Annotated in this window: 18 protein-coding genes; 10 read left to right on the forward strand and 8 right to left on the reverse strand. The window is 71.4% G+C overall.

The window, feature by feature from the left end:
- Both AWZ10_RS42705 and AWZ10_RS42710 read left to right on the forward strand, forming a co-directional pair.
- The coding region (locus AWZ10_RS42705; protein ID WP_244172753.1) for an SDR family NAD(P)-dependent oxidoreductase at nucleotides 1-836 on the forward strand (836 nt) is incomplete at its 5' end.
- A 3-nt stretch (nucleotides 837-839) separates the two neighbouring features.
- Complete coding sequence (locus tag AWZ10_RS42710) at nucleotides 840-1,619, forward strand: ThuA domain-containing protein (RefSeq protein WP_060893824.1); 780 nt, start codon at nucleotides 840-842, stop codon at nucleotides 1,617-1,619.
- Nucleotides 1,620-1,796: 177 nt separating this feature from the next.
- On the opposite strand, the gene AWZ10_RS42715 is transcribed toward AWZ10_RS42710, so the two are convergent.
- Genes AWZ10_RS42715 through AWZ10_RS42730 form a run of 4 tightly spaced genes read right to left on the reverse strand, consistent with a single transcriptional unit; the run spans nucleotide 1,797 to nucleotide 6,622 of the window.
- Complete coding sequence (locus AWZ10_RS42715; RefSeq protein ID WP_060893825.1) at nucleotides 1,797-2,840, reverse strand: NAD(P)-dependent alcohol dehydrogenase; 1,044 nt, start codon at nucleotides 2,838-2,840, stop codon at nucleotides 1,797-1,799.
- The gene (locus tag AWZ10_RS42720; protein ID WP_052769448.1) at nucleotides 2,837-3,961 is read right to left on the reverse strand and encodes an ABC transporter permease; all 1,125 of its coding nucleotides are present in this window, start codon (nucleotides 3,959-3,961) and stop codon (nucleotides 2,837-2,839) included. The genes AWZ10_RS42715 and AWZ10_RS42720 overlap by 4 nt, the downstream gene beginning before the upstream one ends.
- Before the next feature lies 1 nt (nucleotide 3,962).
- Nucleotides 3,963-5,483: a sugar ABC transporter ATP-binding protein gene (locus tag AWZ10_RS42725; protein ID WP_079104678.1), complete on the reverse strand. Its 1,521-nt coding sequence runs from the start codon at nucleotides 5,481-5,483 to the stop codon at nucleotides 3,963-3,965.
- Complete coding sequence (locus AWZ10_RS42730) at nucleotides 5,480-6,622, reverse strand: sugar ABC transporter substrate-binding protein (RefSeq protein ID WP_060893827.1); 1,143 nt, start codon at nucleotides 6,620-6,622, stop codon at nucleotides 5,480-5,482. Before AWZ10_RS42730 ends, AWZ10_RS42725 begins: the two co-directional genes overlap by 4 nt.
- Before the next feature lie 435 nt (nucleotides 6,623-7,057).
- Here AWZ10_RS42730 and AWZ10_RS42735 point away from each other — a divergent pair, with 435 nt between their 5' ends.
- Genes AWZ10_RS42735 through AWZ10_RS42750 form a run of 4 tightly spaced genes read left to right on the forward strand, consistent with a single transcriptional unit; the run spans nucleotide 7,058 to nucleotide 10,029 of the window.
- Nucleotides 7,058-8,467, forward strand: coding sequence for an aromatic ring-hydroxylating oxygenase subunit alpha (locus AWZ10_RS42735; protein WP_046702552.1), 1,410 nt, complete (start codon nucleotides 7,058-7,060; stop codon nucleotides 8,465-8,467).
- Nucleotides 8,464-8,778 carry a 2Fe-2S iron-sulfur cluster-binding protein gene (locus AWZ10_RS42740; protein ID WP_046702553.1) on the forward strand — a complete coding sequence of 105 codons (315 nt, stop codon included), beginning with the start codon at nucleotides 8,464-8,466 and terminating at the stop codon, nucleotides 8,776-8,778. The genes AWZ10_RS42735 and AWZ10_RS42740 overlap by 4 nt, the downstream gene beginning before the upstream one ends.
- 8 nt (nucleotides 8,779-8,786) lie before the next feature.
- Nucleotides 8,787-9,002 carry a hypothetical protein gene (locus AWZ10_RS42745; RefSeq protein ID WP_046702554.1) on the forward strand — a complete coding sequence of 72 codons (216 nt, stop codon included), beginning with the start codon at nucleotides 8,787-8,789 and terminating at the stop codon, nucleotides 9,000-9,002.
- Between the two features lie 4 nt (nucleotides 9,003-9,006).
- Complete coding sequence (locus AWZ10_RS42750) at nucleotides 9,007-10,029, forward strand: NADP-dependent oxidoreductase (RefSeq protein WP_078935107.1); 1,023 nt, start codon at nucleotides 9,007-9,009, stop codon at nucleotides 10,027-10,029.
- A 36-nt stretch (nucleotides 10,030-10,065) separates the two neighbouring features.
- Here the strand turns inward: AWZ10_RS42750 and AWZ10_RS42755 are convergent, their stop codons facing one another.
- The 4 genes from AWZ10_RS42755 to AWZ10_RS42770 all read right to left on the reverse strand — a co-directional run bounded on the left by AWZ10_RS42755 (nucleotide 10,066) and on the right by AWZ10_RS42770 (nucleotide 14,341).
- Nucleotides 10,066-10,380 carry a putative quinol monooxygenase gene (locus tag AWZ10_RS42755; RefSeq protein ID WP_052769450.1) on the reverse strand — a complete coding sequence of 105 codons (315 nt, stop codon included), beginning with the start codon at nucleotides 10,378-10,380 and terminating at the stop codon, nucleotides 10,066-10,068.
- 69 nt (nucleotides 10,381-10,449) lie between these two features.
- The gene (locus tag AWZ10_RS42760) at nucleotides 10,450-12,186 is read right to left on the reverse strand and encodes a PEP-utilizing enzyme (protein WP_046702555.1); all 1,737 of its coding nucleotides are present in this window, start codon (nucleotides 12,184-12,186) and stop codon (nucleotides 10,450-10,452) included.
- A 32-nt stretch (nucleotides 12,187-12,218) separates the two neighbouring features.
- Entirely contained in the window at nucleotides 12,219-13,010 is a 792-nt protein-coding gene (locus AWZ10_RS42765; protein ID WP_037697506.1) for an SDR family NAD(P)-dependent oxidoreductase, read from the reverse strand.
- 29 nt (nucleotides 13,011-13,039) lie between these two features.
- Nucleotides 13,040-14,341, reverse strand: a complete 1,302-nt coding sequence (locus AWZ10_RS42770; RefSeq protein ID WP_060893828.1) for an aromatic ring-hydroxylating oxygenase subunit alpha — start codon at nucleotides 14,339-14,341, stop codon at nucleotides 13,040-13,042.
- A gap of 116 nt (nucleotides 14,342-14,457) precedes the next feature.
- On the opposite strand from AWZ10_RS42770, the gene AWZ10_RS42775 reads away from it, so the two are divergent.
- The 4 genes from AWZ10_RS42775 to AWZ10_RS42790 form a co-directional block, all read left to right on the forward strand.
- Nucleotides 14,458-14,970 (forward strand): VOC family protein, encoded by a 513-nt coding sequence (locus AWZ10_RS42775; RefSeq protein ID WP_234360767.1) that lies wholly within the window; start codon nucleotides 14,458-14,460, stop codon nucleotides 14,968-14,970.
- 97 nt (nucleotides 14,971-15,067) lie between these two features.
- Complete coding sequence (locus tag AWZ10_RS42780; protein WP_234360766.1) at nucleotides 15,068-16,072, forward strand: thiamine pyrophosphate-dependent dehydrogenase E1 component subunit alpha; 1,005 nt, start codon at nucleotides 15,068-15,070, stop codon at nucleotides 16,070-16,072.
- Nucleotides 16,073-16,077: 5 nt separating this feature from the next.
- Entirely contained in the window at nucleotides 16,078-17,103 is a 1,026-nt protein-coding gene (locus AWZ10_RS42785) for an alpha-ketoacid dehydrogenase subunit beta (protein ID WP_046702558.1), read from the forward strand.
- On the forward strand, nucleotides 17,100-17,401 hold a 302-nt coding region (locus AWZ10_RS42790; RefSeq protein WP_244172754.1), incomplete at its 3' end, for a lipoyl domain-containing protein. The genes AWZ10_RS42785 and AWZ10_RS42790, both read left to right, overlap by 4 nt.

Genomic DNA, 17,401 nt, shown 5'->3' on the forward strand with positions numbered 1-17,401 from the left:
GGCACACCCACCACCCACCACCCACCACCCACCACCCACCACCCACCACCCACCACGAAGGAGTGAGAGCGATGGATCTGGGACTGACAGGCGCGAAGGCACTGGTGACCGGCGCGAGCCGGGGCATCGGCCGGGCGATCGCCGCAACCCTGGCGGCCGAGGGCTGCGCGCTGGCGCTCTGCGCCCGGGGCGAGGAGGCACTGGCCAAGGCCGCCGCCGAACTGCGCGGCGAAGGCGCGACGGTGTTCGCCGAGCCGGTCGACGTCACCGACCCGGCCGCGCTCGCGGGCTTCGTGGAGCGGGCGGCCGGCGCCCTCGACGGACTGGACCTGCTCGTGTCCAACGTCTCGGCGGGCAACGTCAAGGGCCCCGAGTCGTGGGAGGCGAGCCTGCGCGGCGACCTGATCCCGTTCGCGGGACTCGTCGAGGCGGCCCTGCCCCACCTGGAGGCCTCCGACCGGGCCGCCGTGGTCGCCATCGGCACCACCAACGCCTCCGACACGGCCCGGCCCGCCGGCGCCAACTCCTACTCCGCCCTCAAGGCAGCCGTGGTCCAGCACGCCTCCGCCCTCGCGCACGCGCTCGCACCGAAGGGCATCCGCGTCAACACCGTCTCGCCCGGCCCGATCGACTTCCCCGGCGGCGCCTGGGAGACCATCCGCACCAGCCGTCCGGAGGTGTACGAGGAGGTCCTCGCCAAGCTGCCGATCGGCCGCTACGGCACCGCGGAGGACGTGGCGGCCGCCGTGGCGTTCCTGCTCGGCCGCCCCGGCTCCTTCTGCGTCGGCGTCAACCTCGTGGTGGACGGCGGGCTGCTCACCCGCGTCCAGTACTGAGCCGTGGCGGGCCCGGCCGGCCGTCTGGACGCCGTACTGGTCTGCGGCGGCAGGTGGCACGACTTCGACCACGCGCGGCTGCGGCTGCTGGAGCTGCTGGACGGTCACCCCCGGGTCCGCACGCGGGTCTACGAGGACTACGACTGCGTACCCGCACTCCAGAGCGCCGACCTCCTGGTCACCTACACCTGTGACGTACGGCCCCGACCCTCGCAACGGGCCGCGCTGGCACGGTTCGTGGAGCGGGGCGGGCGCTGGCTCGCCCTGCACGGCACCAACGCGGTGATCGAGTCGCCCCCTCCCGGAGGACCGCGGGTGTTCACCACTCCGCGGCTCCTCGGTGAGGTCGCCGCCGTGCTCGGCAGCCAGTTCCTGGCCCACCCGCCGATCGCGCCGTACGAGGTACGGGTGACCCGGCCGGACCACCCGCTGGTCGAGGGCGTCGAACCGTTCACGGTCACCGACGAGCTGTACGTGTGCGAGCTGCACGGCGAGCTGGAGGTGCTGCTCCATACCGACTACCAGGGTCCGTGCCGCGGCTTCGCGGAGGGTGACGAGGCGGCGCTCGACGACGCGCCGCGCCCCGTCCTGTACCTCAAGCGGCACGGCGCCGGTGAGGTCTGCTACTTCACCCTCGGCCACTGCCGGGGCCGGTACGACGTGCAGGATCTCGGCGTCGACGACACCGGGCGCGTGGACCGGGGGCCGTGGGAGACACCGGAGTTCGTGACGGTGCTGCGGCGCTGTGTGAGGTGGGCGGTGGGGGTGCGGGGACCGGAGTAGTTCGCCCCGCCGCCCCTTCCCGTCCCCTCCTCGGGGCTCCGCCCGGACCCCGTTCGCGCAGTTCCCCGCGCCCCTTTCAGGGCGCGGGGAACTGCGCGAGAAGCCCCAGGCGGACCTGCGGGGACGGGACGGGAAGGAGCGGCGGGGGCGAAAAAGCGCTGGGCCTGCCCCATTCGTTCAGCCGTGCGGCAGCACCACCGCCCGCCCGTTGATGTCCCCGGCGTGCAGACGCTCGTAGGCCATCGGTGCCTCCTCCAGCGAGAAGGTCTCGACGTGGGAGGCGACGACCCCCTGCCGCGCCAGCTCGACGACCTCCATCAGCTCCGCGCGGCTGCCCCAGTAGGGGAACGAGGCGGACACCTCGAACGGCAGTCCGCCGCCGAAGCCGACCGCCAGCGTGCCCCCGCCGAGTCCGACGATCGTCACGTCGCCCTCGACCGCCACGGACGCCGCGGCGACCGCCAGGGTCGGCGTGGCTCCCACGAAGTCCAGGATCACCTCCGCCCCCGTTCCACCGGTGAGTTCCCGGATCCGCCCGGCCGCCGCGTCGTCGGAGAGCAGAGTCTCGTGGGCGCCGACGGCCTTCGCCAGCTCCAGCTTCTCCTCGCTCAGGTCGAGGGCGACCACCCGGGCCGGCGTCAGCGCGCGCAGCAGCTGCACGGCGAGATGGCCGAGTCCGCCGACACCGATGACGACGGCGGTGCTGCCCGGCACCAGCTTGGGCAGCGACTTCACGATCGCGTGATACGGCGTCAGCCCGGCGTCGGTGAGCGGAGCCGCCTGCACCGGGTCGAGGCCCCTGAGCGGAACCAGATGGCGGGGAGACCTCACCACCATGTACTCGGCCAGGGCGCCGGGGGAGCCGAGCCCGGGCGGAAGAATGCCGAGCCCGGCGGCGTGCGGACAGCAGTTCTCCTTGCCCACGGCGCACTTGTGGCAGCGCCCGCAGCCCCACGGGCCGTACACCGCCACCGCGTCGCCCTCCGCCGGCCCCTCGGCCCCGCTGCCGACCGCCGCGACGGTGCCGACCCCTTCGTGGCCGAGGGTCAGGGGCAGCGGGTACGGGAACTGCTCCTCGGGCCAGCCCATGACCGCCAGGTCGGAGTGGCACAGCCCCGCCGCCGTCACCTTCAACAGCACCTCACCCGGGCCGGGTTCGGGCACGGGAACGTCCACGACCTCGGGGGCCTGCCCCACCCTGAGGTACTGCAGAGCCTTCACTTTCGGTCCTCCTCACCGGGAGCGGGCGCCGCCGCGGGTGTCGCGGGAGCCCCGGGTCCCTCGTGCGAGGGGTTCCCCCTGCGGCGGCGCAGGACGGCGGGCAGGGCGATCCGGCCACCCGTCAGGACCAGCGCGACGATGAGGACCACACCGGTGAACAGACTCGCGGCCCACGGCGCGCTCGTGGCGAGCCCGAGGCCGGTGACGCCGGTGCCGAGCAGCAGGACCGCGAGGACCGTGCCCCAGGCGTTGAAGCGGCCGGCGCGCAGCTGGGTCGCCCCGACGAAGGCCGCGGCGTAGGCCGACAGCAGATACGGGGTGCCCGCGGTCGGTGATCCCGATCCGACCGAGGACGCGAAGACGATTCCGGCGAACCCGGACAGCAGCGCGGACGACACCAGGGTCAGAAAGCGCAGCCGGTCGGTGCGCACCCCCTGCAGCCGTGCCGCGTCCGTGTTGAAGCCGGTCGCGTACAACCGGCGCCCGGTGGCGGTGTGTTCCAGCAGGAACCAGATGGCCGTCGCGGCGAGCAGCAGATAGAGCACCGGCAGGGTGATGCCGCCCGCGTCGAACTGCGCGATGCTCGCGAACGGCTCGGCCAGCAGCCGCACACCGGTGATGGAGCTGTCGTTGGTGACCATGGTGATCACCGACTGGATCAGTGCGCCGGTCGCCAGGGTCGCGATGAAGGAGTCGACCCGCAGCACCACCACCACGATCCCGTTGACGACCCCGATCACCAGCGCGGCGGTCATCGCCAGGGCGATCGCGGCGGCGGGTCCGAGCCCGGTGGAGACCAGGAAGTAGGCGGTCAGCACGCTGGTCAGCGACATGGTGTAGGCCACGGAGAGGTCGAAGACCCGGGCGGCCAGCGGGGGTACGACGCTGAGCGCCACCAGTCCGGCCACGGCGTTGCCGTTGAGTATCTGCTTGACCGTGGTGGTGGTCGGGAACGTCTCCGGTGCCCAGACGGAGAAGAGCACGGCGATGACCAGCCACACGTACACCGCGCCGATGTTCCGGAACGACAGGAACGACAGGGAGGCCTTGGCGGACGCCGCCCGCCGGACCCGTGCGGTCGGCACGGGCACCGCCGGCCGGGTCGGGGTGGTGGAGGTCATGTCACTCGGTTCCTTCCATGGCGTGCACCAGCGCGGGCTCGGTGATGTCGCGGCCGACGAGTTCGCGTGCGATCCGCCCGTCGCGCACCACCAGGACGCGGGTGCACAGGGCGAGCAGGTCCTGGGTGTCGGACGAGGAGACGATGACGCCCATGCCCTCGCCGGCCTGGCGCTCTATCAGGTCGTACAGCTGCAGACGGGTGGCGATGTCGACGCCCGCCGTGGGTTCGCACAGGGCCAGCACCGGCGGACGCTGTGCCAGACAGCGGGCCATGACGACCTTCTGCTGGTTGCCGCCGCTCAGGGTGGTGACGCGGGCCCCGCGGCCCGCCGTGCGCACCCCGACGCGCTCGATCCAGTCCTCGGCGAGGGCGGACTCGCGGTGCCGGTGCAGCCGTCCGCCGCGGGCCCGGAGCCGGTCCAGGAGGGGGAGGGTGAGGTTCTCGCCGACCGAGAAGTCGCCGATCACCCCCTCACTCGCCCGGTCGGCGGGGACCAGGGGGAGGTCCAGCCGGCCGGCGTGGCGCGCGTCCGTCCAGCGTGCGGAGCGCTCCGGCAGCCGCAGCCTGCCGCTCACCCGCCCGGGGTGGGCGCCGCACACCGCGTACGGCACGATCTCGTGGCCGGAGCCGACCAGGCCGGTGATGCCCAGCCGCTCACCCCGGGCCAGGTCGAAGCCGATCCCGCGCAGGGGGCCGGCCCGCAGGTCACGGACCTCCAGGACCGCTACGTCGGCCCCGTCGGTGCCGGGGCGGTGGGCCGGACGGTGGTCGGTCTCGGTCTCCTCGCCCGCCATCAGTTCCGCCAGCGAGCGCGGGGTGAGTTCGTCGACCCGCCGGGTGGCGATCCGGCGTCCGCCGCGGATCACGGTGACCCGGTCCGCGAGCGCGAAGATCTCGTCCATCCGGTGCGAGACGTACAGCACGCCGGCGCCGGCGTCGCGTATCTCCCTCACGATGTCGAAGAGCCGCGCCACCTCACCGGGCGGCAGCACGGCGGTGGGCTCGTCGAGGACCAGGACTCCGCGCCGGCCCTCCCAGCCCTGCAGCGCGGCGGCGATGGCCACCACCGCGCGCTGGACGGGGGTCGCGGTCGTCAGGGGCCGGCGTACGTCGATGCCGAGACCGAACCGTTCGACCAGTGCGGTCGTACGCCTCTCCATCTCCCGCCAGCGGATGTTGCCGAGGGCCGTGCGGGCGAAGCCACGGCTGAGCGCGAGGTTGTCGACGGCGCTCAACTCGCCCACCAGCCCCAGCTCCTGGTGGACGAAGCGGAGCCGGTCGTGCCGGGAGGCGGCGACCTGGTCGAGGTCGAACGGCTCGCCGTCGAGTTCGGCCACCGCCCCCGGTTCCGCGTGGTGGTAGCCGGCGAGGATCTTGATGAGGGTGGACTTTCCGGCGCCGTTGGGCCCGATCAGGGCGTGGATCTCGCCGGGTGCCACCTCCAGGTCGACGTCCTCGAGTGCCTGGGTGCCGCCGAATCTCTTCGACAGGGCGGCCACCCGCAGCACCGGGCCGGTCAACTCAGTCCCCAGAGCGCCTTGAACTGAGCCTGGTAGTCCTCGACGATCGGGAAGTCGCCGTCGGCCGAGGGCAGGTTGTCCTTGGTGACGAGCATGTTGGGCAGTGCCGCCCGCTGGTCCACGTCCATGGGCTGGCCGGTGAAGTGCCGGGCCAGGGCGTCGGCCTGGATCCAGGCCGTCTCGTGGGAGTTGAGCGCCATCGCGCCGTCGGTGAGACCGCTCTGGATGTACTGGTAGTTCTGCGCGTCACCGACGTTGACGACGATGTGCTTGCCGGTGATGCCGGCGGTCTTCAGCGCGGCCGGCACGCCCACGTTGAGCAGGCCCAGGGAGAAGACGACATGGGTCACCTTCGGGTGCGACCGGAGGTACGACACCACGCGGTCCGGCATGTCCTTGCCCACCGCGGTGATCGGCACGTCGACGTTGTCCAGTCCACAACCCTCGCACCATTTCCCGTACTTGGCGGCGAAGGAGTCCTTGACGGGCTTGAGGATCGTGTAGGCCGGAAGGTCGAAGTAGACGGTGTTCGCCTTGGCGTCACTGTTCGACACCACCCATGAGGCGAGCATCTCGCCCTGGACGCCGACGTCGTCCGGCCCGTTCTTGAGCAGGGAGATGCCGTCGCCCAGCAGGTCGTCGGCGTTCGACTGGATGACGGGGATCTCGGCGTCGTTCAGCCGGGCCAGCTGCTTGGCGTAGACGGCACGCGGGAAGCCGGAGGCGACGACGGCGTCCGGCTTGTCGCGCAGGGCCTGCTCGTAGGCGGCCTGGACGGACTCCGGTGTGCCCTGGGTGGCGATCTGCTTCACCTTCCAGCCGAGTTCCTCGGCGGCCTCGGTGAAGAAGTCGGCGAGATCCTTGCAGGACTGGACGCCGCACAGGATGAAGTCGATCTTCTTGCCCTTGGGGATCTTCTTGCCGACGGGCTGGGTGACGGAGATCGAGGCCGGGCGCTCGGAGTATGTCTTCAGGGCCGCGCGGGCCGCCGTCAGGCCGGGCGAGTCGGGGCCCGCCGCCTGCGAGGTGTCGGCGGCCGGCGTCGCGCCCGTACCGCACGCCGCCAGGGCGAGCAGGGCGGTGACGGGCACGATCGCGGTGAGGGCGCGGCGAACCGCGCGACCGGGTCTGGAACTCATCGTTGAGTACTCCCGTGGTGTGTGCCTGCGCTGCCGCGCCCCGCGTCGCTCCCGCGTCCGCGGCGGTCGGCTCCGGTTCAGGCGGATCCTGTGCCTCCCGGAACGGGACGGCACGTATGGGGTGCTGAGGGGAAACGGGCTGCGTCGATCGCCGGCGTGGGGCACGGCGCGGGCCGAGGGGGGTGCCCGCGGCGCTTGGCCCGGGACCGGCAGACGCCGACCCGGACGAGAAACTTATGAGGCACTACAGCCTCAAGTGCGTCGGAGTGTGACATGCCCCAGCGGGCTTGGGGAGGGGGCTGTCGTAAAAAATTCCAGGCCTGGGGGTGCTGTCCTTGATGACCTCGGGCGATATGGCGCTGTTCGTCGTGACGAGTGTTGCTCCCGGACGGGGCTGCTAACTACACTCACTCTAAAGTTTCTGCCGGAGGAGAGATGATGGACGAAACGTCGGAGTCGGTCACCGCACGGTGCCCCGGGCCCAGCGTCCAGGACTACCTCGACCAGGACAGCCGGCCCGTTCCGCCCGCTCTGAGGTTCGAGCGGAACGACCACCTCGGCAGCGAGGACATCGACGCCGCACGCTTCACCTCCCGCGACTGGGCCGAACGCGAGATGCGGCAGGTATGGCGGCGGGTCTGGCAGTTCGCCTGCCTGGAGAGCGAGATTCCCGAGGTCGGCGACCACGAGATCTACGAGATCGGCGACGACTCGCTCATCGTCGTGCGCACGGCCCCCGACGAGATCCGCGCCTACGTCAACGTGTGCCTGCACCGCGGCCGGAAGCTGCGCACCGGCGGCGGCAACGTCGGCGAGTTCCGCTGTTCGTTCCACGGCTTCGCCTGGAACCTCGACGGCACCATGCGGACCCCGCCCTGCGCCTGGGACTTCCCGCACGTCAGCCCGGAGAAGTTCGCGCTCCCCGAGGCCCGGGTCGCCACCTGGCGCGGCTTCGTCTTCATCAACATGGACCCCTGTGCGGAGTCCTTCGACAGCTACCGCGGCACCTTCGACGAGTACTACATCTGGCCGCTGGAGGACCGCTACAAGTCGCTGCACATCGCCAAGGTGCTCCCGTGCAACTGGAAGATCGCGCAGGACGCGTTCATCGAGTCCTTCCACGTGATCGCCACCCACCCGCAGATGCTGCCGTGGCTCGCCGACGCCAACTCCCAGTACGACGTCATGGCCGACCAGCCGAACTGGAGCCGGATGATCAACATCCAGGGCGCGCCCAGCCCGCACGTGGCGGAGTCCGTCACGGAGGAGGACGTGCTGGAGACGTTCTACGACTCCCGTGCGTTCTACTCGGCGGCTCAGGGGCGCGACCTGGTGAGGCAGGAGGGCGACGAGCTGCCCGCGATCCCGCCCGGCGGCACCGCCCGCCAGGTCCTCGCCCAGCGCATGCGCGAGCAACTGGCGGCCACCGCGCGGCAGGACTTCTCGCAGACCGCCGACACCGAACTGCTGGACGCCATCAACTACCTGTTGTTCCCCAACTTCAACCCCTGGGGCGGTGCCAAGTCCAACATCGTCTACCGGTTCCGGCCCCACGGCCTCGACCCGGACTCCTGCACCGCCGAGATCATCTTCATGTCGGCCCCGAAGCAGCCCGGCGAGATGCCGCCTCCGGCGAAGATCCGCTGGGTGCCGGAGGACATGCTCTTCGCGGACATCCCCGAACTCGGCGTGCTCGGGCCCGTCTTCGACCAGGACTGCGAGAACCTGCCCTACGTCCAGCAGGGCCTGAAGGCGATGCGCAAGCCGGGCATCACCCTGGCCAACTACCAGGAGAGCCGCATCCGCCACTTCAACCGGACGCTGGACCACTGGATGGAGAAGTGACCCACCGCGTGGCCGTCCGGCCCTCCGACGTCGAGATCGAGGTCCGCGACGGCGAGGACCTGTTCAGCGCCGCCGGACGGCTCGGCTACCGCTGGCCGACCATCTGCGGTGGCAAGGGCACCTGCCGCACCTGCTTCGTCCGGATCGAGGAAGGAGCCGAGAACTGTTCCCCCGTGGACCCGCTGGAACGCGAGGGCATCGAGGCCCTGCGCAAGCCGGTGGACGGCCTGACCCGGCTCGCCTGCCGGCTCCGGGTCGAGGGCCCGGTGACCGTGACCAAGCGCGGCGTACGCCGCCGAGTGCAGGAGTGAGGCCCACCATGGCCAAGCAAGTGATCCACCCGCTGACCGGGCATGTGTACCGGCTCACCGAGGACGGCCTGGTCGAGGTGACCGACCCGAAGACCGGAGCACAGGGCGTCTTCGACTTCCAGGCCCGGTGGCAGTCGGGCGAACTGCGCCACGCCGATCTGCAGATGGCCGGCTGGGTGGGCCGGCTCGCCCAGCGGCGCGGCGCCCGGCAGCCGGGGGAGTGACCCGGTGGCGCCCCGCACCACGCGGGTGGTCTGTCTGGTGCGCCGGCCCGACGGGGAACCGGTCCCCGCCGACTTCGCCGTGGAGGAACGCCCACTGCCGGCCCTCGGCGCGGGACAAGTTCTCGTGCGCAACCTCTACATGAGCGTCGACCCGTCCATGCGGGGGCGGCTGGAGAGCACCGAGAAGCACTACACGCACAACTTCACCCCCGGCTCGCCGCTCGACGGCCGGGCCCTCGGGGTCGTGGAGGAGAGCCGCTGCTCCTCGGTTCCGGCCGGTGCCTTCGTACGGCACCAGCTGGGCTGGCGGGAGCGGGCCGTGCTGGACGGCGCGGACACCGACGGCGCGGACCGCGTCGACCCGCGCCTCGCCCCGCTGCCCACCTGGCTGGGGCTGCTCGGCCAGACCGGGTTCACCGCGTACGTCGGCCTGACCCGGATCGCCGAACTGCGCCCCGGCGACACCGTCTTCGTATCGGCGGCAGCCGGGGCCGTGGGCACCGCCGCCGGCCAGTTCGCGCGGCTGCTGGGCGCGGACCGGGTCATCGGGACCGCCGGAGGGCCGGACAAGTGCGCCCTGCTGGTGAAGGAGTTCGGCTACGACGCCGCCGCGGACTACCGGACCGAGCCGGTGCGCGAGGCGCTGGCTCGGCTGGCGCCCGACGGCCTCGACGTCTACTTCGACAACGTAGGCGGTGAGCAACTGGCCGCCGCCCTGCACGCGTTGCGCCCCGGGGGGCGCATCGCTCTGTGCGGCATGATGTCGCAGTTCGGCGGCGAGCGACGCCCGGTGGACATCAACCAGCTGATCCAGGCGGTCCTCAAGCGGCTGACGCTGCGCGGCTTCATCGTGCGTGACCATGACGATCTGCGGCCGGAGTTCGAGCAGCGGGTCGCGAGCTGGCTCGCCGAGGGCCGGATCACCGCGCGCGAGACGGTCGTGGACGGCCTGGAGAACGCCGCCGGTGCGCTGCTGTCCCTGCTGGACGGCGGCAACGTCGGCAAGATGCTGGTCCGACTGGGCTGATCCCACCGGGACGGCGCCCCCGCCGGGGGCGCCGTCTCAGCGCATGGGGCGTGACGCGGCGACGGTGTGGGCCGTCAGGCGGACCCCGACGCGGGTCAGCCCCGCCACGGCCGCCCGGAAGTCCTGGATGTGCGCGGTGGCGAAGTGCTCGTCGAGGGCCTGCCGGGAGGTCCAGTGCTCGTACACCCGGATACGCCGCTCGTCGGTGGGATCGGCGGTCATGGCGTAGTCCAGGCAGCCGGGTTCCCGCTCACGGGTGTGCCGGCCCAGCTCGACCAGGGCCCTCAGCATGGTGTCGCGGTCGCCGGGTGCGTAGTCCATCCAGCCGGCGACGATGATTTCCTCGGTCACGTGGTTCCTTTCGCGGTCATGCCCTCGGGCCCGCCGCCCCTGTGCAGGGGGCGACGGGCCCGAGGTGTCTCAGACGCCGAGCGGCGCCGGGACGCTGTCGACGGTGACCGTGCCCCGGTCGCCGTCGACCGTGATCACCATGCCGTCCCGCAGCCGTCGTGTTCCGCCTTCGACGGAGATGACGGCCGGGATGCCCAGCTCCCGGCAGACCACGACGGCGTGGCTGTTGATCGCGCCCACGTCCACCACGGCCGCCCCGGCGACCAGGAACAGCGGAGTCCAGGCCGCGTCCGTGATCGGCGCGACCAGTACCTCACCCGGCTCCAGCGCCTCGCACGAGGCCGGGTCGGTGACCACCCGCACCCTGCCGGTGTACGTCCCGTGGCTGCCGCCCACACCGCTGAGGGCATCGCCCTCGACCGCGGCCTCGGTGCGCTCCTCGGCGCGTCGCGGCCAGGTGTCGATCTCGGTCCGCGCGTCGTCCGCGATGAAGAACGGCGGTTCCAGTTCGTGCAGTCCGGCGTACTCCTGAAGACGCTGCGCGATGACGGGGCCGAACGCCTCCGGGTCGGCGACATAGTCGTCGAGTTCGGTGTCGAGCAGCATCATCACGTCCTCGGGCGCGGCGAGGCGTCCCGCCTCGACGCCGCGGCGGCCGAGCTCCCGCACCGCCATCCGGATCTCGTTGACGACGGTCACACAGTTCGCCTTGGTGCGCTCGCGGGCCGGGATCCACACCTGGGAGGCGTGCATGCCGGCGTCGAACATCGGCTGCGCGTCCTCGGGCAGCGCGTCCCGGATCTCCCGCGCGGTCTGCTCGCGTCGCGAGCTCAGGCGAGCCCGCCGGGCGGCGGGGGAGCCGTCGTCGGAGCTGTGCCGGATCCGGTCGACCAGCGCCAGTGCCTGGACCGGCGCGGCCTCCCACGACAGCGCGTGGATGTCCCACTCGTTGGGACCGCGGTCGCCGGACGTGGCCAGGAACTCCTCGAACGCGTCACGGAACGCCTTCACGTCCCCGATCGCCCCGTCGAGCGCCCGCTCCACCGCGGCCGGGCCCTCGTCGAACAGCGCGGTCAGCTCCGCCGACGCCGCCACCTGGCGGGACAGCGTCCACAGCCCGTCCGAGGGGGAGGCCGAGTCGACGTCGCCGAGACCGCCGATGAGGTCCAGCATGTCGCCCGGTCGGTCCACGCTCGCGCACAGCGGCCCGAGGATCGCGGGTCCGACGGACGCGGGCAGCGACGACTCGACGTGCCGTTGGAAGGTGGTCTCCACCTGGTCCAGCAACGACCGTGCGTACGCCACCAGTTCGGCGTCGGACAGCCCGCTCGGGTCCGGCCGCTCGCGGCGCAGGCGGCGCAGCCGCTCCCGGTCGGCGTCGGCCTCCGGGAAGTTGGTCTGGCCCAGCATCCGCTGGAGCGTGCCACCGGCCTTCGCGGTCAGTTCTCCGTCCTGGTCGTCGGGGTGTGCCACATACGCCGGAGTGTCCGAGCGCTGGCCGACGAAGGCGGCGTCGATCTGGTCCGCAGTCTGGCCCATGCGGATGCCGAACAGCCGCATGTGAGAGAGGTTGAGGTAGAAGTAGCCGCCGAACATCCCGACGAACGGCGGTCGAGGGCCGGCCACCTCCTCCTCGTGGTAGATGCCGAAGCCGACGAAGCCCTTGCGCCAGCCGTGCAGACCGCGCCCCCAGACCAGGGTCCAGCCCAGCGGGCTGGCCGGCTCCGGCAGGGTCTCGCCCGCGTTGGCGCGGGTGTAGTGCGGCAGCCGCTCACTGCGCTGCCAGTCCGTGATCCAGCTCTTCATGACCGAAGGTCTCCCGCCGTCCGTCCCGGTGCCTACCACTGCGCCGTACCGCCGTCGACGCTGATCAGCGTGCCGGTGATACCGGCGCCGACGTCGCTTGCGAGCAGTGAGGCGACGGCCGCGATCTGTTCCACGGTGGTGATCTTCTTGGTGGCGGCGTGCTCGGCGAACCGGCCCAGCCACTCCTCGTAGGAGATGCCCTCGGCCTCGGCCGCGGCCGGTCCGGCGGCCCGCATGAGGTCGGTGTCGACGGCGCCGGGGCAGATGGCGTTGCAGGTGATGCCCTGGGTGCCGTACTCGAAGGCGGTCGCCTTGGTCAGGCCGTGGATCGCGTGCTTGTTGGTGATGTAGTGGCTGATCGCGGGCTTGTTGGCCTGCTTGCCCTCGACGGAGGAGATGTTGATGATCCGACCCCAGCCGCCCGCCAGCATCTTCGGCAGCGCGCGCCGGGTGCCGTAGAAGTAGGCGTTGAGGTTCAGCTTGAGGGCGTCGTGCCAGGCCTCGTCGCTGAGCTGGTGGACCGGGGCGAAGCCCGAGGTGCCGCCGGCGTTGTTGACCCAGACGTCGAGCCGGCCGAAGCGCTCGGCGGCGAAGTCGGCGAGGTTCTCGATGTCCTCCTGGCTGTTGGCGTCGCAGGGGTGGAAGACGGCCCGGTCACCGGCGCCGATCTCCTCCAGGGCCTGCTTGCCCTTCAGCTCGCTGCGGCCGCTGATGACGACTGTGGCGCCGTCGGCCAGGAACTGTTCGGCGATGGCGCGGCCGATGCTGCGCGTGCTGCCCGTGATCACCGCGACACGTCCGTCGAGGCTGCCCGTAGCCACCATGGTGTTCTCCCGCGAGTGTGGTTGGTTCGTCACCTGGTGGCTCGGTCGGCTTGAGTGCCTTCGGCGTGCGTGTCCAGGGACTGGTGGATGGTGCGGTGGAAGTGCTGGAGTCCGGGCTCGTTGCGTCCGAAGACGAAGTCGGTCCCGTCGAGGGCGGCGAGGCCCTGCTGTACTCCGTAGGTGGTCGCGTAGTCCTCGTCGCGGACCACCTCGTGGAACCATTCGCCGAACCGGTCGGCGGCCTGGCGCTCCTCGTCGGTGACCGCCGGTTCCCGCAGCAGGATGATCTGCTGGGTCACCGACTCGGTGGCCGTCCGGGGGAGCACCAGGGAGACGGCGATCTTCTGCCGCCAGCCGCCGGCGATCGCGAGGCCCGGGAAGAGCCAGTAGATGGGGCCGACGCAGTCGCCCGGGTCGCGCTGGTCCGCAGGCAGCTCGACCGCCTGCGCGACCGGACGCAGCGCCGGTGCGATGCGCTGGTGGGGGCCCCAGGTGTCGTGGGCCATCATGTTGGAGAGGTTCGTCTCGAACACCGTCTTCGGGTGCAGCGAGGCGAAGTGGTACGTCTCCAGGTACCCGTCGAGGGTGACCTTCCAGTTGGGGCTGGTCAGCTCACTGGTGGAGTAGTGCTGGCATTCGGCCAGCCGCAGCCCCTCCAGCAGGGGCCGCAGATCGCCCAGCCAGGCGTCCAGGTCGGGTTCGGCGGCCGGGTCCAGGGAGACGAAGACGATCCCCGCCCGCTCCCCGGCCGGAAGCCTGACCAGGCCGCGGCCCTCGCGCGGAACCTCTCCGAAGGTCTTCTCGGCGTACACGCCCCGCAGCTCACCGGCCAGGTCGTAGGACCAGGAGTGGTACGGGCAGGTGAGACGCCTCGACACCCCGCAGCCGGGTTCCAGGAGCTTGGCTCCCCGGTGCCGGCAGGCGTTGATCATCGCGTGCACGGTGCCCTGGCGGTCACGGGTGATCAGCACCGGGATGCCGAGCACGTCGATCGCCTTGTAGGTGTTCGGCCCGGGAAGCTCGCAGGACATCGCGAGCGGTAGCGGGACGCTCCTGTGGACGACTTCCATCTCGCGTCGCCACCGGTCGGCGTCGAGGTAGTTGGCGACAGGCTCCGTCCACTGGCCGTCCGCCTCGTGCGTCGTGTTGTCGCGGTAGTGCGCCACCACGCGTTCGACGAGTTCGGCGGCCTCCCGCCGCATCGCCAGGGACGCGGCGTCGGTGGACCGGTCCCGGCTGATCCACGAGGAGTATTCGGGAGTCGGAGGGGCCGAGGGCGGCTCGCTCCCGGCGTCCGTCTCCCGAATCCCCGGCGAACTGGTCTGGACCACGATGTCCTCACAATCCTCCCAGCCGCGAGCCGGCGACCGGCTTCGGAATGCGACAGCTGGGTTGTGTCCGAAACGACAACAGGACTTAGTGTGGTCTGTCAATAGAAAGTGGCGAAGTGGCCACTCTGTGGTCCGTGGGGGTGGGTGCGATGGTCATGACCCTGCCGTTCGAGGTGGGCGTGGTGGTGCGGGACCTGGAGGCGATGGAGCGCTTCTACGGCGAGGTGCTCGGTTGCCGGGTCGCGCGCCGCTCGCGCGTGCCGGAGTCCGTCGGCGGTCCCGCGGGCCTCGGCGGCGAGCTGCTCGTGGTCTGGCTCCGGGTGCCCTCAGGGGGGTGCGTCAAGTTGCTTCTTCCCTCGTCATCCCCGTCACTCTCGGCGTCCGGGCCGTCGCCGGGCGAGGCGTCCGCTCCGGCCGGGCGGCAGGGACTGTCGTACCTGACCTTTCACCTCGACGACATGGACCCGGTGGTCGAGGCGCTGACGGCCGCGGGTGCCCGGCCCCTGTCGGACCCGGTCGTCGTCCTGGCGCGGGGGCGGCGCGTCAGCTTCTGGTCGGATCCGGAGGGTAACGCCGTGGAGCTGGTGGACGCGCGGGGCGGGGAGTCGGGACCGGGGCGTAGTAATTAGAGACCCTGTTCAGTAAGGTGCCCCCATGCTGGTTACTGTAGACCGGCACTAGTAAGTCCGATTGCTTGGCAACTTCCCTCGGGCGAAGGGGCGGACGATGGCTCAACGAGCGTCGACGGCGTCGAAGAAATCCGCGCAGGTCACCGCGCGGGTCATCAAGGATCTACATGAACGCATGGTGCGCATCCGGCTGTTCGAGACCGAGGCCGGCAAGCTCATGGAGGCCGGCAAACTGCCCGGTTTCCTGCATCTCTATGTCGGCCAGGAAGCCGTGGCCGCCGGCGTGATGGCCGCCCTGCGCGACGACGACCAGATCACCTCCACCCACCGCGGACACGGACATGCCGTGGCCAAGGGCGTCGGCTTCCGGGAGATGTACGCCGAGCTGTACGGCCGTGTCACCGGCGCCTGCCTCGGCCGCGGCGGGAGCATGCACATCAACGACGTCACCCGCGGCATGCTCGGTGCCAACGGCATCGTCGGAGCGGGTGTCCCGATCGCGGTGGGCGCCGCCTTCGCGGCCCGGTACAAGGGCGAGGACAGCGTCGCCGTGACCTTCTTCGGCGACGGTGCCACGAACATCGGTGCCTTCCACGAGGGCGCCAACATGGCCGCCATCCTCGGCCTGCCCGTCGTCTTCGTCTGTGAGAACAACGGCTACGCCGAGTTCACGCCCCAGTCGAAGCACATGCTGATCACCGACGTCGCCGAGCGGGCGTCCGCCTACGGCATGCCCGCCGTCATCGTCGACGGCATGGACGCGGTCGCCGTCCACCGCGCCGCCGGCGAGGCCGTCGAGCGGGCCCGCTCCGGCGGCGGCCCCATGATGATCGAGGCCAAGACCTACCGCTTCTACGACCACCAGGGCGTCAAGGGACTGCGCCACCCCTACCGCTCGGACGAGGAGGTCGCCGAGTGGAGGGCCCGCGACCCCATCGACCTGCTCGAAGCCCGCGCCCTCGCCGACGGCACCGCCACCCGCGCGGACCTGGACGACACCTGGCAGCGCACCCGCGACGAGATCGCCGAGGCCATCGCGTACGCCGAGGCGAGCCCCCTGCCCGACCCCGCCGACCTGCTGGCCAACGTCTACTCGGGATGACCGCCATGAGCACCCGCACCGAAGCAATGGCCGCCGCCCCAGAAGGCACGGCCCGCAAACTCACCTACGTCAAGGCCTTCAACGAGGGGCTCGCGCAGGCCATGCGCGAGGACGAGAACGTCTTCGTCGCCGGCGAGGACGTGGCCGGATACGGCGGTGTCTTCCGCATGTTCGACAACCTGCTCGACGAGTTCGGCCCCCGCCGCATGATCGACACCCCGATCTCCGAGGCCGCCCTGGTCGGCCTCGGGGTGGGAGCCGCCGCCCGTGGGCTGCGGCCCGTCGTCGACCTCATGTTCATGGACTTCATCGGGGTCTGCCTCGACCAGATCGTCAACCAGGCCGCCAAGATGAAGTACATGTTCGGCGGCTCGGTGTCCGTGCCGCTGACCATCACCACCGCCTCCGGAGCGGGCCTGGGCGCCGCCGCCCAGCACAGTCAGAGCCTGGAGGCCTGGCTCGCCCACGTGCCCGGCCTCAAGGTGGTGATGCCGTCCGACGCGTACACCGCCAAGGGGCTCACCGTCGCGGCGATCAGGGACGACAACCCGGTTGTCGTGATGCTCAACAAGGTCCTGCTCGGCAGCACAGGCGAGGTGCCCGAGGAGATCTACGGCATCCCGCTGGGCCGGGCGCACACCGCCCGGCACGGTGGCGACGTCACCGTGATCGCCCTGGGCCGCATGGTCGGCGAGGCCCTCGCGGCGGCCGACGAACTCGCCGCCGAGGGCGTGGAGATCGAGGTGATCGACCCCCGCACCGTGCAGCCCCTGGACACCGAGACCATGTTCGCCTCCGTCCGCCGCACCAACCGGGTCCTCGTGGTGCACGAGGCCGTCACCTTCGGCGGGCTCGGCGCGGAGATCGCCGCCCAGATCCAGGACGCCGCCTTCGACCACCTCGACGCGCCGGTCCTGCGTATCGGCGCCCCTTTCTCCCCGGTGCCTTTCTCCCCGGTCCTGGAGAAGGCCTATGTTCCCGATCGCGTCCGGATCGCCCAGGGCTGCCGGCGCCTCCTCGAAAGGTCGTGACCGACGTGGCGGTCGAGGTTCTGCTGCCGAAGATCGGCCTGACCATGCAGGAAGGCACGATCGACGAATGGCTCGTGCCCACCGGCGGGGCCGTCGCCGAGGGCGACGCGCTGCTGCGGCTGGCCACCGACAAGGTCGACGTGGACGTCGAGGCCGAGGCCGCAGGACGGCTCCACCCGGTGGTCCCGGCCGGCACCACCCTCCCCGCCGGAGCCCTCATCGGCTGGCTGCTGGCCGAGGGCGAGCAGCCGCCGGACCCGGCCGGTACGCCGATGCCGGCCGGGTCCGGTTCCGCGAC

The organism is Streptomyces europaeiscabiei, assembly GCF_001550375.1.
Classification (GTDB): domain Bacteria; phylum Actinomycetota; class Actinomycetes; order Streptomycetales; family Streptomycetaceae; genus Streptomyces; species Streptomyces europaeiscabiei.